Source organism: Clostridium facile, assembly GCF_014297275.1.
Taxonomy (GTDB): domain Bacteria; phylum Bacillota; class Clostridia; order Oscillospirales; family Ruminococcaceae; genus Massilioclostridium; species Massilioclostridium facile.
Genome location: NZ_JACOQK010000001.1, coordinates 2239957 through 2255275 on the forward strand (window position 1 = coordinate 2239957; position 15319 = coordinate 2255275).

Genomic DNA, 15319 nt, shown 5'->3' on the forward strand with positions numbered 1-15319 from the left:
TTGCTTGTTTCTGTTTTGTAACCTTTGGGGTTTCATTTATACTGGGTCTCTCGTAACGTCTCCAGTGATAATATAGTTGCCTGTCGTAGCGTCGATAAAATACCGCACATGTTGCCCTTTTGAGAATTTTTCCAGGTTTTCCAGGCTAATATCATCCGATGCGATGGAAAAAGTATCTACTACCCACACCGGCTGCAAGGTAACTTCCAAATCATATTGCTGGTCTGCTATTGGGAAATAGCAGAGTTCCGCACGGTTTATCAAAGATTTCCTATCCTCAAACGCTTTTGCCAGACGCTGGGATACACTGTCCAACACTGTTTGCAGGGAGATAATACTCACATTTTCCTGTTGTAGCTGGGTGTCGTAAAACGCTAAAGCGTCCCATTGCCGCAATCCATCCTTTGTCACAATTGCTGAAACTGCGCTTCCATATCCAGCAATTAAATCTTCTACTTCCACCTTTGCATGATAATCTGCAAAAATAGGTACATTATCTAATGAACAACGATATACAATAAAGTATCCTTCTTTTACTCCACTCCCGTATCCGGGAAATGCTGCTACTTTCCTCATATTTTCATAGGATAAAGTATAAACTTCTGGTGGTTGATCCACTGATAATCCTAGTTTTTCATTAATATTATTCACTTGTTCTACTGCTTCCTCTTTGCTAATGGATTTTAATTCTTGATCAGAAGCGTATTTGGACATGGGCGGATACAATGCTCCATTTGCCCGCATTAAAAATCCATATGATCCTCCATAACCTTCATTGTCACTGGAACCATAAGCTGGAAGCTCTCGACTTATTTTTATTCCAGATCCTGTTTTTGAATTAGTATACCCTACATCTGTATCTGGTTGTGCTGTTATAACACCTTCAGGGGCTTCAATTTTTTTAAGTTCGTTTTGATTATTTGGATAAAATGTATCTAACCATAACTGTGTATCCGGTATTCTCAAGGTAGCAGTATAGGTATTAAACTGTTTTGGTGTTGGTACCGCAACCTCCATATCTAAAAAGGTACGGTTATCATACTGTTTCCGGATATAGTCGGGGTAGTTGGAAAAGTCCGCTACATCGGTATAGTCCAATTGCGCATCTGCGTTGATTTCGGTTGGTTCCTGTTGTTTCTGCTCTGAACAACCAATCAATAAGATACATGCTGCCAACAACAGGCATACACTGGACAAAAATTGTTTCATCCTTCTCTCCACCTTCTTTCCTCAACTATCAAAATAGGGAAGGCCGGTGCAGGCTTCCGTCCTTCCCTTCCACTATGGATTACATGTTACATTGATTTAAAATAACCTGTTGTCATAATCATGGAGTAAAGGAACCAGCTACCATACCGGAACCGCTTCCATATACTTTATAATACGTGTACTGCTGTCCCATACCAGAATTATAACCAATAGTAACATTACCTATATTTTGTAATCCCACGCCACCAGAAGCAAAAGATCCAGAAGTAAACGCCATACGATAGGTAACATACCCTCGTGTGGTATTATTAGTCACTGATACTGAAGCAGCTGTATTAGGTGCTGATTTCATCGCTCTTTGATCACTATAGCCTGACAGAGCAATCCCAAACTGAACCGTTTCCGCCATTGCGCCAGTTGTCATCACTGCGCCCACTAACATTGCTGCCGCTAGAGCAGCCGCTATTTTCTTCTTTAACATAAAAATTCACGTCCTTTCTTTTGAACATTTTTTCTTCTTGTTGCAGTCTTCTTTTTTATTGCAAGTTTTGTTGGCTGCCTGCCCGTTGCACACACAACCGCCAGCAAAACAAGAATAACCGTTTTTTGTTATTTTTTATATTTTCATTTATTTTTTTGCCTTCATTTTTATTTTATCTACTGTTTTTTACTATTTTCCCTATCCCGTCTATTTTTGTTATAACTTTCCTATTTGTTTGATTGTGGTTTTAGTATACATCATTATTTTTCTAATTTCAATATGTAATTTCCATAATTGTTGAGAAATATTATATAAAATATCCCCTAAAACAAAATTATTTTAACTAAAAATTACAATTTTGTTCTTTCCTGGAAATTATATAATTTGTTCTTTTTTCAATTATTTTGTCGGATAAATTACTATTTCATAGATTTCCATCAGATGAAAAATATAACATTTTGTCAATTTACCCAGAAATATTTGTTTATTTGTCAAATACAGGATTATTTTGTAATTCTATTTCAAACAACCTATTCTACTGTGCTTTTCTTCCATAATATGTTTCTTTTTTGTCCATTGTGCCAGACGAAAACTGTCTCATAAAAACAGAAAATATCTCATCACAACAGCGATGCTTTCATATTACCCACACTCACAGCATATAAAAAGAAAGCTTCCATCATAAATCTGGCAAAATTCCCTTCTTGTAACGACCAATTGCAAGATTCCTATACTGGTGCGTTGCAAAGAATCACCTCCGTTTGAAAAAATTACACAGGAATTTTTTGCTATCAGAATTCACCAAATAAAAGCAAAATAATCGTGGATTCTTTTCTATACGGGCAATATTTTCTTTTACTGCGGTACATTTTAATATTTCGTAATAAAAAATAGGCAGGAACAAATTTCCTGCCCATTAACAAAACCACTGTAGTTAAAGCTGTTTTATTTTTTGGTTATAAATATGGCGCAACATGATAAAACACAATATTACACAGCACAACTCCGCAATAGGGAACGCAAACCAAACAGAGTGCAATCCTGCTGTTACTGCTAACAAATACGCTACTGGCAATATAATCACCAACTGACGTGCTGCGGAAATCACCAAACTATAAACACCATTCCCCAACGCCTGAAATACAGAGATAATGATAATACTAAATCCAGCAAAAATAAAACTTAAGCTGATAATACGCAATGCGTAACCGCCAATCTCCAACATATCTTTTGAAGCATTAAACAATAGCAACAATTGGTCTGGTAACAACTGGAAGATTAGCAACCCTACAACCATAAATCCAACCGCAATGATAATGCTCAATTTAATCGTCTGCGTAATACGTTGTTTATTCTTTGCACCATAATTATAAGCAATAATTGGTACCATTCCATTGTTCAGCCCAAACACTGGCATAAAAATAAAGCTTTGTAATTTGAAATATACCCCAAAAACAGATACCGCAACCGTTCCTTGGGTAGGGAAGATCATTAAAATTTTATTCATCCCAAAGGTCATAATAGAAACAATGGATTGCATAATAATAGACGGAATCCCTACTGAATAAATCTGTCGGATCGTTTGACCATGGGGACGAAATTTCCTCATACTGATATTGATTTCATGGTTTTTCCAGTGATTAAAGAGAAACGCCAAAGCTGCCGCTACAATTTGTCCAGCAACGGTTGCCACCGCCGCCCCTTGTACACCCATCTTTGGGAAGGGACCAATTCCAAAAATCAGTAACGGGTCAAAAATAATATTAATGATTGCACCTGCCCCTTGGGTAAACATCGTATAAATCGTTTTACCGGTGGATTGCAGCAGGCGTTCTAATATAATCTCCAAAAACAATCCAAAAGAAAAAATACAACACACAGAAAGATATTGTACTCCCATTTCGATCACACGGGTATCTGTTGTTTGCAGGGAGAAAAAGAGTCTAGAGCCAAAAATTCCAAATAAAGCGAACACAATATAGGTAATCAGAATTACAAAAATACCGTTTTTAGCGGTTAAGCTCGCCTCTTTCAATTTCTTTTCCCCAAGGCGTCGGGATAATAACGCATTTACGCCAACCCCGGTTCCAGTGGCAAACGCAATCATCAATGACTGAACAGGAAACGCCATGGAAACAGCTGCCAATCCTAGGCTTTCCGCATCAATTTGGGCCACAAAAACACTATCCACTACGTTATACATTGCCTGTACCAGCATCGCCACCATCATCGGCAAAGACATTGTAATTAAAAGCTTATTTACAGGCATTGTTCCCATTTTGTTTTCTACTGGTTTTTGTTCTGTCAATTGAGAAACCTCCTCATCTGGTTATTCTTCTATCTTCAACAATTTACTCCATTAAATTATATCATAGAATCGAAAATTGTCATAGTCTATTCCTTGAAAAAACAGGAAAAGCCAGCAGTCCGTTCCCTGCTGGCTTTTTATTGTTCTAATACTGTTTGATAAATTTGAACCAATTGCTTTCCAATAGATTCCAAACTCCGCTCCGCTGCAACCTGGTATCCCTGTTCTGTTAAATCAGGGCAACGCCGCTCTAAAATATTTCTGGTTTTCTGTTCAAACTCGTCCAATGTTTTGGCCTTATAAACATTTTTTCCATCCTCAAACCATCCCTGATAAATGGGAATATCTCGAATAAGAACATTCTGCTTACAAGCTAGTGCTTCCAACAACACAATACCTTCTGTTTCCTCATAAGTAGGGAAGATAAAAAGGTCAGAACCAGAATAGGCGGTACGTAGGATATCACTTTCCACATAACCTGGGAAGAACAGATTGGGCAATTTCGTCTTTACTGCCTTTCCAATCTTTTTGGGGACAGAATATAGGGGAGTGTGCCCAAACCAAATAAACTGGTACTCTGGCATCCTTTTTGCCAACTCCACAAAGTCTAAAATCCCTTTTCGTTCAATGTATAACCCTACCGCCATCACAATCTTATCCGTAGGGGAAAAATGAAACCGTTCCCGGAATTCCCTGGACTTAACAGGGTCCTTTTTAAAAAATTCAATTTCAATTCCATTGGAAACTGCATATATTTTTTTGTCAATACCATATTGTTCTAACAATTGTTTGGAATAAGGGGTTGGTGTAATAATACAATCCCCTGAAGTATAGCATTTAATCAGCCATTTTTTAAAATAAGGGGAAATTAAATTGGAAAATAAAAAAGAGTTACGGAAATCTTCTTCTGTGCTATGCGCATGGTAAACTACTTTAATCCCCTGTTTCTTAGCGCGCTGTGCTAATTGATAAGATTTTGGGCCAATTGTATTGATGTGTACCAGATCATAGGTATCTTTTGGGTCCAAGGTATACGGGACGCCGTTTTTTTCCAGCGCCTTCATCTGATGGCTCAGAGTTTTACCCACCCCTGACTTTTTAATCAGATTCATCGCCTCTGAGTAAAGCAATACTTTCATACTGTCACCATTTATTATTATTTTTTCTAACCTCTTTATTATATCTCTTTTTAAAGATATGTCAATGTAAACGGGATATCTGAAAGAGTTTTGTAATAAAATCCGTTGTATTATCCCTTTTTTAGGGAGTCAATCCCTGTTTCAAAGGATCGCTAGCAATTTTACAGGAAATTTCTCTATTTACAAGCTATAAAAATTTGTGCTATATATAATAGTAGGAAGATTGTTAAAATTGAAAATAAACCTTGAATTTTTTGAAGTCTTATTCCTCTTTTTATATCCCGTATGTTATAATAGGAGGGAAAACCATGCCAATTATTATGGTTTTGATCAACATAAACCAAAAAGAAACTTTCGTGAAAAGGAGTCCTTATGTCAAAGAAGATTAAAAAAATTGTAATCCCTTTGCTGGTTTCAGTTGTATTGGGGTTTGTTTGGTTTTATATTACCATACCTGCAATTAACTTGAAATCCTCTAGCTTCTACAGCTTTTTGCTGTTTTTAATTGTAGTATTTATTGTAACAAGGTTGATTATTACCTTTTCCATTCGTGGAATTCGCGACAAAGTAACGGATTTTAAAGATCAGCACCAAGATGGTGGAGAAAAGGTATTTGCGGATATGAAGCCTACCAGCAAGAAAAAACTAAAAATTGCTGCTTGGGTTGTTGGCATCCTTTTGGTTGGCGCAGGTATTATCTGGCTAACCTCCTCCGAAATTACCAACGCCAAAAAATATCAGCAACAATTAACGGTGAATACCCGTGATTTCCAGAAAGACGTAGCGGAAATTCCAATCTCTCAAATTCCAATTGTGGACAAGGATACCGCAATCCGTTTAGGAGACCGTAAACTGGGAGAAGTTGTAGAACTAACCTCCCAATTTGAGGTATCTCCATTATACTCCCAAATTAATATGAATAATGCACCAACCCGTGTATCCCCATTGGTATACGCTGACCCTATCAAATGGCTTACAAATCAGAGCGAAGGGATCCCTTACTACATCAAAATTGATATGGCTACCCAGGATACCCAATTGGTCGAATTAGAAAAACCAATGAAATACAGCCCTTGCGAGTACTTTAACCGCCGCTTGGAACGTCATGTACGTTTTGCATACCCAACATTGATGTTTGAAGATCCTACTTTTGAAGTGGATGACGATGGAAATCCATATTGGGTGGTTCCTGTATATGATTATAAAATTGGTTTAATTGGTGGTAAGGATATTACAGGTATTGTTCTGGTAGATGCGGTATCTGGAGAAATGACCCATTACTCCGTAGCCGATGTGCCACAATGGATCGACCAGGTTTATCCGGATGATCTATTGAATACCCAGGCAAACAACTGGGGGAAATATACCAACGGCTTTATCAACTCGGTAATTGGGCAAAAAAATGTAATTAAAACCACCGACGGATACAACCATTTGGCATTGGACGATGACCTGTGGATGTACACTGGGCTAAGTTCTGTTACTGCGGACCAATCCAATATCGGTTTCCTACTGGTAAACAAACGCACCAAAGAAACCCGTTACTATCAAATTAATGGTGCGGATGAATCTTCCGCTATGGGTTCAGCAGAAGGTAAGGTACAGGAAAAAGAATACGTTGCTACTTTCCCAATCTTAATTAATGTGGCAGAACGGCCGACCTATTTTGTCAGCTTAAAAGACGCAGCAGGGCTGGTAAAGGAATTCGCGTTTGTATCAGTGGAAAATTACCAGACTGTTGGGGTTGGAGATACCTTAAGCAGTGCGCAGGACTCCTATATTAAACAGTTAAAATCCTCTGGGCAGGCGCCCGAATCAGAAACAACTTCTGCGTCCGGTACAATCGCGCAGATCACCAGTGCTGTAAAAGAGGGGAATACCTATTACTATTTCACTCTGGATGGAAAACCGGAAGAAATCTATGTTGCTTCCATTGAATTAAGCGACGGTTTACCAATGTTAAAACAGGGGGATACTGTAACGCTAGAATTCCAGGAAGACGCCTTCCGTTACCGCCAGGTGACTACGATTGAGATCGGAACATCCTCCTCTATAGAATAAACCATTTTAAAATAGAAAAGAGGTGTCACAATGAACGAATACCCGAAACAGGATTCTATCAATCAGTACTCTCCCATATCCAATATCCCTGCTCCTATCCTGGAAAAAAGGGCAATTGTGCATACAGTTTCCAATATTGGCATTGTACTATTGTTATACCTCTTATTATCCGCTACCGTTCCACTTTTGCAAAACTGGATTATCCAACACTGGGTAAAAACCAATTATACAGATTATGGTCAAATCATCACACAATCTCTTTCCATCCTCACTTTTGCAATTGTTTATTTAATTCCCACCGTATTGCTGTATTATAGTTTTCAGGGATACCGGTATCGTATTAAAAAGATGTGCCGTATCCCAAACCGCACTATTTTAATTGCGTCTATCCCAATGATGTTAAGTGTATTTGTGGTGGCCAATATTGGAATATCCAATTTTACTGCATTGTTAAACCACTTTCATATTTACGTGCTGCAACCAGCTGCGGTGTACCCAAATAACCCTGTGGCACTGATATTATATGGTCTTTCTTTAACCATTGTGCCCGCCTTTTTTGAGGAAGTTTTGTTTCATGGGGTTATGCTGTATGCGCTCCGCCGTCATGGGGATACATTTGCGCTTATCCTTTCCTCTGTGTTGTTCGCAATAATGCACGGAAACCTTCCTTCCGCAATGAACGCATTTATTATGGGGTTGGTTATTGGCTATTTTGTCATCCGTACTGGCAGCTTGTTAACAGGGATGTTACTGCATTTTATTAATAATGGCATGGTACTATTTTTAAACTGGATCCAGCTTTCTATGGATGGAAATCAAACAATTGTGTACATGATTTATATCATCTGCCTGCTGATTGGTTCTTTAAGCCTAATTATTTTAGTAAACCGAGATCCAAACTTATTTGTTGTTTACGATAAAAAAACTTATTTTAACAACAGTGAAAAAATTCGGTATGCCTTTGGTAATATTTTTATGATTGGCGTAATTATCTGTTGCTGTTTCCAAATATTCAGCACATTTACTATCATTTAAACAATAAGGAGAACCAAATTGACCGATCTTGATTATATGGAACTCGCCATAGAACAGGCAAAAATCGCAGCATCTCTTGGGGAAGTGCCAGTGGGAGCTGTTATTGTAAAAAATGATTCCATTGTTGCAACAGCCTATAATAGAAGGGAATTGGACAAAAACGCATTGGCACATGCGGAACTACTGGCAATCGACCGTGCTTGCAAAAGGCTTGGCGGATGGCGTCTGTTTGGATGTACTTTGTACGTCACACTGGAGCCTTGCCCTATGTGCACGGGGGCTATTATCAATTCCCGTATTGACCGGGTGGTTTACGGCGCATTGGACCCAAAAGCGGGTTCCTGCGAATCTGTTATCCCATTGACTGAATTTCCTTATAACCATAAACCTATTTTGGAAGGTGGACTGCTTCAACAGGAATGTAGCCAGTTGTTATCGGATTTTTTTCAACAATTACGCAAGAAAAAGTTGAAAAAAACATCATACAAAAAATAAATGGAATGATATGAATTTAAAAAATCGAAGGTTCTACGAATTCACTCAAGAATCTTCGATTTTTCATTCTATTTTACTATAATTCGACAAATTTTTTGTTTCTTCTAATAAATTGTATCCATGTAATTGACAATCAGATGATTCATGATATAGTAGAAGTATAAAAACAATTAACATGGAACCTGTCATATCAAATGTTCCATACACATTTTAATAGAACAGGGAATGATAAAAATGAGGGTGATGAAGATAACCATGAAATCTGCTGTATCAAATAGACTACAGCAATTGTGCAAAGAACGCCATATTACGCTGCATTGGTTGGCCGTTCATTCTGGCGTAACTCCGTCTACCGTATACAGTATTATGAATAGTAAAGGGGAGGATGTTTCTATCATTACCGTAAAACGTTTATGTGATGGGCTTAACATTACACTAAAAGAATTTTTTAATGATTCTGATTTTCAGTAAAAACCAATGGATAAGGCAAAAAATAAATCTTCTACAGCATTGTGGAAGATTTATTTTTTGCCTTAATGTGTTGATATAACAGGTTGATTCTTTTGTCTTTCAAAATAATTCCCACATTCAACTTTCTATCCAAAACAACAAAGATGATATCCGGAAAGTCATGATCACCAGTTCAATGAAGTTGTAAGATAAAGGTAGTCACATGGAAAACCACCATGTTGTCTACCTTTTGTTTATGTTAAAATGAAGTTGGAGGTGGTAATCATGAAAAAGGGACAAAAAAGGCGGAAATGGACACTTTTATTGGATACATTTAATAATGAGATATAGCACATCAGGCAACGTCTGTTCACGGCAGTAACAAACCATATTACCATTGGCTTAGAGCAGCTGAAGCTGTTTGCAGGAAAGAAAGAGGAACAGACTCCCCAAGTAGTTTTCCATACCGACCAGGGTTCTATCTACTCCTCCCGGGCTTTTTGCCGAGCCCATGAACACTATAACAATACTTCGGTCAATGTCGCGAGAGGGAACTCCAACAGATAATCCAATCATAGAAGCACGAAACGGATGGATGAAAGAAGTACTCTACCTTGACTTCAGGTTAGCAACCACAGATGATGTTCACTTACTCTTGGATAGGTATGTATATTACTTCAATAACAGGCGGCCTGCAGACGCCGTGGGCTTCTAATACTATGGTGTTTTTGGTGTCTACTTTTTCTTGACAGATGCAGTTAGATAGTGGCTTGAGTAAGCCCTAGAAAGGCATAATACCGGAAAGCATCTAAACATATCTATCTTTTGCATCACTTGCCCTGCCGCCCGTAAACGAGTAATTTTTACAACGATAGTTTTTTCGTTACGATAAGATTACTGTTAGTAGCTCGCTTCGCTCGATGCTTAAAGTAAAGCTTTTGAGCGAGAGCCTCCACCGGCATAGCCGGTAGTTTCCATAACAACAAGAAAAAGCCGTTTGCTTTTTTGCAAACGGCTTTTTATCAATCCACTATTTTTCTGTTGTAGATGAAGGATTCTGCTCTGCTTGTGCTTCTTTTCGTGCTTTTTCTTGCGCTTCCTGTTCATCCATCTTATGAATATCTTCCAGGGTAATTTCACCTGTCATCAATTTTACAAAGGTATCTGCATCCACTTTTTCTTTGCGGATCAAGTACTGTGCTACTATTTCTAATTGGTCACGGTGAGTAACCAAAATATCGTGGCAGGTTTTATAAGCGCGATCCATAATGGAACGAATTTCCTCATCAATCTCGGTTGCGACAGTTTCAGAGTAGTTTCGGGAGTTATTAAAGTCACGCCCCAGGAACACTTCGTGGTCGCTTTCCCCATATACAATAGGACCGAGCTTTTCACTAAAGCCATAACGGGTTACCATGTTCCGAGCAATGTCAGTTGCGCGTTCAATATCATTGGATGCGCCTGTGGAAATATCATCTAATACGATACTTTCGGCAATACGTCCACCCAGCAATACCACCAGTTCTTCCTGCATATTCTGTTTTAATACATAACTTCTGTCATGTTCTGGCAAGGACATGGTATAGCCACCTGCCATACCACGTGGAATAATCGAAATCTGGTGTACAGGGTCCTGAGTTGGACTATAATAGGTAGCAACCGCATGCCCTGCCTCGTGGTAAGCGGTTAAACGTTTTTCTTTTTCGTTAATAATACGTGATTTCTTTTCTGGTCCCGCAATTACTTTAATGGTGGCTTCTTCAATATCAGAAGCGGTAATTGCTTTATGGTTTTTACGGGCAGCTAACAGAGCCGCTTCGTTCATCAGGCTTTCCAAATCCGCACCAGTAAACCCTGCGGTGGATTTCGCGATTACACTTAAATCTACATCAAAGCCTAAAATCTTGTTGCGGGAGTGAACTTTTAAGATTTCTTCACGGCCTTTTACATCTGGATAGCCTACTACAACCTGGCGGTCAAAACGTCCGGAACGCAACAACGCTGGATCCAAAATATCCCTACGGTTGGTTGCCGCAATGATAATAACCCCTTCATTGGCGCCAAAACCATCCATTTCTACCAGCAACTGGTTCAATGTTTGTTCTCGTTCATCGTGTCCGCCGCCAAGGCCAGCGCCTCTTTGGCGTCCAACTGCGTCAATTTCATCGATAAAGATAATGGCTGGAGCGTTTTTCTTTGCTTGCTCAAACAGGTCACGCACACGGGATGCACCAACACCAACATACATTTCCACGAAATCAGAACCAGAAATCGAGAAGAAAGGAACACCTGCTTCCCCTGCAACCGCACGGGCCAACAAGGTCTTACCTGTACCAGGAGGTCCTACTAACAACACACCTTTTGGTACACGGGCACCCAATTCATTAAACTTTTTCGGGTTTTTCAGGAACTCAACGATTTCAGAAAGTTCTTCTTTTTCCTCTTCCGCACCTGCCACCTCATCAAAGGTAGTCGTTCGTCCGCGTTCCATAGAATTTTTTAAATTCGCTTTTCCAAACTGACCGATTTTACCCGCGCCTGCATTTGCCTGTTTCATCATAAAGAACAACAGGCCTACAATCAACAATAAGGAAAGCGCGGTTGGAATCATCTGCAGCAGCCAGGAATTATCGCTTGCAGGAGTATAGTTCATTTCAATCATATCATCTGGATGTGCTTTGTTATATTCCAAAATCAATGGGTCAATCGAATTGACAAACAAGTTTACACTTGGCACTTTATAGGTGATCTGATTGCTGCTCTGTCCATTTTTATTATTGGACTGGTTTCCATTTTGATTGCCATTTGCAGCGGCAACACTACTGGATGATTCGCTAGAAGAAGCTTGTTCCGAGCTAGCCTGGCTCTCTGCAGTGTTAGATTCTTCTGTACTGGATGTCTGGCTGGAGGATTCCGAAACAGCACTACTGGTTGCATTGTTATTTTGGTTATCCTGACTATTGCCACCAAACAAAATATTATTGTTGGAACGGTCATTCGTATTGCTTTGGAACTTGCTCATATCAACGCCATCCCGCAGTTCCAGCTTTAATTCACCACTTCCTAAGTCCAATTCTCCAGCTTTTACCTGGTTGTTTTGGAACAGGCTTACAACCTCATAATATTTCAGGTTGCTGCTAGGGCCTTTCATGTTCATTAACATGTAAATAGCCACACCTGCTAAAACCAAAATAATAATCACCGGGACAATAAAGGATTTACTGTTTTTGTTTTGGTTGTCCAAACTCTCATCTCCCTTTTCAATTAGGTTTATTTTCGTAAAAACAAAGTTATATTTCTATCTTTTGGTATAACTGTGTGTATTCCTGTTACATAATATAGATGCTATTTTACACAGTTTCTTTTTGAATCCATAAATATCTGGTTGTATGGGCGTCTGGCTGTACCCTCTGGTCAATACCAAGGCCCTCTACCGCAAATACACCATTGTCATCCTCAAACACAGCAAGCAAATCCCTCTGTTCCAGTGGAATTTTTTGCTCGTTCCAATATTTTTTTACTTTCCGATTTGGATGATTCGGTAGGGAAATACGATCCCCGGGCATACGCTGTCTTATTTTAACTTTACCAAATATTTTATCATAATCCACAATAGAATGAAAGAAATTTTTTGCAACATTTATGAATTGTTCGTAAATTTCTTGCCCTCCTACTAGAAGATGAAAGCCAAAAACCCGGCAATTGGTACAATTTTCAACCTGATACTCAAAATAAGGGTGTCCTTCGACAGAAGTTTGTACGGATAACCAGCCGTTTTGACAAACTACAAAACGATTTCCTGGAACATTATATTTTCCAAACCCTCTTTCGCAAATCTGCAAAATGGATAAAATTAATTTGGTATCCGCCGGAATTTGATGCTGTTCCAAAAACAACGAAATAATCCTGCTGGATATCGCAGTTGGTACACCTATCATTCTTTCTACCCATAGTTTCCCTTTGTCAAACAGTAAATAAAATTGATGTTCTGCCTGTTTCTGCAACAACTCCCGGTCAGCTTCTAACAATTGGAATGTCCGCAGCATATTTTGGGCAAATCTAGGGTTGATCTCCTGTAATACTGGTACAACATGATGACGTATTTTATTCCGATTATAAAGATCCAAATCATTGGTACTATCCTGAACGTAGGGAAGATAAAATTCTTGGCAATACGCCTCAATTTCCTGCCGGGTAAAATCCAACAAAGGCCGAAGGATTTTTCCTCTTTTTTGTGGGATGGAACAAAGCCCTGATAACGAGCTCCCCCTAGTAAGATGGAACAACATGGTTTCAATCCGGTCAGATAGGGTATGAGCTGTTAGAATCCAGCCATCTTTCCCTGCCAATTCCTCAAAAAAGGCATATCGCTGCTCCCTGCCGCAAACTTCTTCGGACTGCCTGTTTTCCTCCGCTAACGAAGCAACATCCACCCGTTTGGAATAAAATAAAATTTGCTGTTTTTCACAATACTGCCGGACAAAATTTTCATCTCGGTCGCTTTCTTCTCCCCGTAAACAATGATTCACATGGGCAACCATAATTTGTAAGGGTACTCCACAATGGCATACAGCATGTAATAACGCCATAGAGTCCGCCCCTCCAGATACTCCAATGACCACAACCTCTCCTGCGTGGAACCATTTGGAAACTGAATCCTGTATTTTATTCATGGTGAATCGTATCCAATCCTGTAAACCGGGTATACTGCCCATCCCAGCCTAATTCTACTGTGCCCACTTCACCATGACGGTTTTTGCCCACAATACACTCCGCAATGCCGTGCTTTCCATCTTCCGGGTTATAATATTCATCCCGATACAAAAACAATACAATATCCGCATCCTGCTCAATAGAACCGGAATCACGCAAGTCGGAAAGCAGGGGACGATGATCCTGCCTAGCTTCCGGCCCACGTGCCAGCTGGGATAGGGCTATCACCGTTACATTCAACTCTTTTGCCATGATTTTTAAGTTACGGGTAATTTCAGAAATCTCCTGTACACGGTTTCCATCCCGTCGCCCGCTGTTCATCAACTGCAAATAGTCGATTACCACCAAGCCCAAATCCGGTAAGCGGCGCAACTTGGATTTCATCTCTGCAATAGTAATATTTGGAGTATCATCCAAATAAATTTTGGATTCACTCAGAGATTGCGCCCCTGCTGCCAATAGTGCCCATTCCTCCTGAGCCAAATTTCCGGTATGCAGCTTGGTGCTTTGAATCCTGCACTCGGAAGAAAGCATACGCTCTACCAGCTGTTGACTGGACATTTCCAGAGAAAAGATTGCTACCTGACGTTTGCTCTTTCTCGCCGCATTGGCTGCCACATTTAACGCAAAGCTGGTTTTTCCCATTGCTGGCCGGGCTGCCAAAATAATCAGGTCGGATGGATTTAGACCGGTCAATACATGGTCTAACCCAGAAAAACCAGAGGATATTCCCACTTCTTTTTGCCCTGTTGCCAATTTATCCAGATGGTCAAATTCACGGCCGATTACTTCATTGATCGGGATTAAACTGGAGGAAGTTCTGCCCTGACGGATTTCATAAATTTTTTGTTCTGCGGTATCCAATATGGTTTCCGCATCTGCGCCACTATCCGTAGCTACTGATATAATTTCCCGGGCTGCTAAAATCAAGGAACGGATGTAATACTTATCCTGAACAATCTTACAATATACTTCCATATTGGCCACAGATGGAACCATTTCCATCAATCTGCCCAGGTATACCTTGGCATTTTCCGGTGTATCAAAAATATTCTCCGAAACTACGGCATCATATACTGTAATAAAATCAATCGGTTGCCCAGAAGTATACATGCGGGCAATGACCGCAAAAATCCGTTGGTGCTGTTCCCGATAAAAGCTGGATACCCCAACAAACTTTAATGCGTCCGCCATATAGCTTGGGTCTAAAATCAAACCACCCAGCACCGACTGTTCCGCTTCCAAATTATAAGGAAGCTGCTCCAGTTCTATTTGATTTTCTAAATCCATGTGACAGCTCCTTCCATCAAAAAATGGATCTCCTCAAAGATGTTACCACTATAGCATATCTTGTTCCAATTGGCAATTAATTTTTCCTGTTTTACTAGCAGAACTATTTTTTGGAAACGATGAAAATAAGCCGGAAAA

General features: G+C 39.6%; 12 protein-coding genes. 5 read left to right on the forward strand and 7 right to left on the reverse strand.

Annotated elements, in window-relative coordinates; translation table 11 throughout:
• Nucleotides 1-36: 36 nt before the first annotated feature.
• The 4 genes from H8Z77_RS09295 to H8Z77_RS09310 form a co-directional block, all read right to left on the reverse strand.
• Nucleotides 37-1209 carry a hypothetical protein gene (locus tag H8Z77_RS09295; RefSeq protein WP_186996839.1) on the reverse strand — a complete coding sequence of 391 codons (1173 nt, stop codon included), beginning with the start codon at nt 1207-1209 and terminating at the stop codon, nt 37-39.
• Nucleotides 1210-1327: 118 nt separating this feature from the next.
• On the reverse strand, nt 1328-1690 hold the full coding sequence (locus H8Z77_RS09300) for a hypothetical protein (protein ID WP_186996840.1): 363 nt from the start codon (nt 1688-1690) through the stop codon (nt 1328-1330).
• A 934-nt stretch (nt 1691-2624) separates the two neighbouring features.
• Complete coding sequence (locus tag H8Z77_RS09305; RefSeq protein ID WP_494545908.1) at nt 2625-3998, reverse strand: MATE family efflux transporter; 1374 nt, start codon at nt 3996-3998, stop codon at nt 2625-2627.
• A gap of 137 nt (nt 3999-4135) precedes the next feature.
• Entirely contained in the window at nt 4136-5137 is a 1002-nt protein-coding gene (locus tag H8Z77_RS09310) for an LTA glycolipid anchor biosynthesis glycosyltransferase, IagA/BgsA family (protein WP_069987728.1), read from the reverse strand.
• 372 nt (nt 5138-5509) lie between these two features.
• On the opposite strand from H8Z77_RS09310, the gene H8Z77_RS09315 reads away from it, so the two are divergent.
• The 5 genes from H8Z77_RS09315 to H8Z77_RS11740 all read left to right on the forward strand — a co-directional run bounded on the left by H8Z77_RS09315 (nt 5510) and on the right by H8Z77_RS11740 (nt 9893).
• Nucleotides 5510-7198 carry a hypothetical protein gene (locus H8Z77_RS09315; RefSeq protein WP_069987730.1) on the forward strand — a complete coding sequence of 563 codons (1689 nt, stop codon included), beginning with the start codon at nt 5510-5512 and terminating at the stop codon, nt 7196-7198.
• 30 nt (nt 7199-7228) lie between these two features.
• Entirely contained in the window at nt 7229-8233 is a 1005-nt protein-coding gene (locus H8Z77_RS09320; RefSeq protein WP_069987731.1) for a CPBP family intramembrane glutamic endopeptidase, read from the forward strand.
• 18 nt (nt 8234-8251) lie between these two features.
• Nucleotides 8252-8728 (forward strand): tRNA adenosine(34) deaminase TadA, encoded by a 477-nt coding sequence (gene tadA / locus H8Z77_RS09325; RefSeq protein ID WP_069987732.1) that lies wholly within the window; start codon nt 8252-8254, stop codon nt 8726-8728.
• A 234-nt stretch (nt 8729-8962) separates the two neighbouring features.
• The gene (locus H8Z77_RS09330) at nt 8963-9199 is read left to right on the forward strand and encodes a helix-turn-helix domain-containing protein (RefSeq protein WP_069987734.1); all 237 of its coding nucleotides are present in this window, start codon (nt 8963-8965) and stop codon (nt 9197-9199) included.
• A gap of 517 nt (nt 9200-9716) precedes the next feature.
• Nucleotides 9717-9893 carry an integrase core domain-containing protein gene (locus H8Z77_RS11740; RefSeq protein ID WP_366472188.1) on the forward strand — a complete coding sequence of 59 codons (177 nt, stop codon included), beginning with the start codon at nt 9717-9719 and terminating at the stop codon, nt 9891-9893.
• A 315-nt stretch (nt 9894-10208) separates the two neighbouring features.
• On the opposite strand, the gene ftsH is transcribed toward H8Z77_RS11740, so the two are convergent.
• The 3 genes from ftsH to dnaB form a co-directional block, all read right to left on the reverse strand.
• Nucleotides 10209-12422, reverse strand: coding sequence for an ATP-dependent zinc metalloprotease FtsH (ftsH, locus tag H8Z77_RS09340; RefSeq protein ID WP_286165554.1), 2214 nt, complete (start codon nt 12420-12422; stop codon nt 10209-10211).
• 106 nt (nt 12423-12528) lie between these two features.
• Nucleotides 12529-13851, reverse strand: coding sequence for a tRNA lysidine(34) synthetase TilS (gene tilS, locus H8Z77_RS09345; protein ID WP_186996842.1), 1323 nt, complete (start codon nt 13849-13851; stop codon nt 12529-12531).
• On the reverse strand, nt 13844-15181 hold the full coding sequence (gene dnaB / locus H8Z77_RS09350; protein WP_069987738.1) for a replicative DNA helicase: 1338 nt from the start codon (nt 15179-15181) through the stop codon (nt 13844-13846). The genes tilS and dnaB overlap by 8 nt, the downstream gene beginning before the upstream one ends.
• Between the last annotated feature and the right edge of the window lie 138 nt (nt 15182-15319).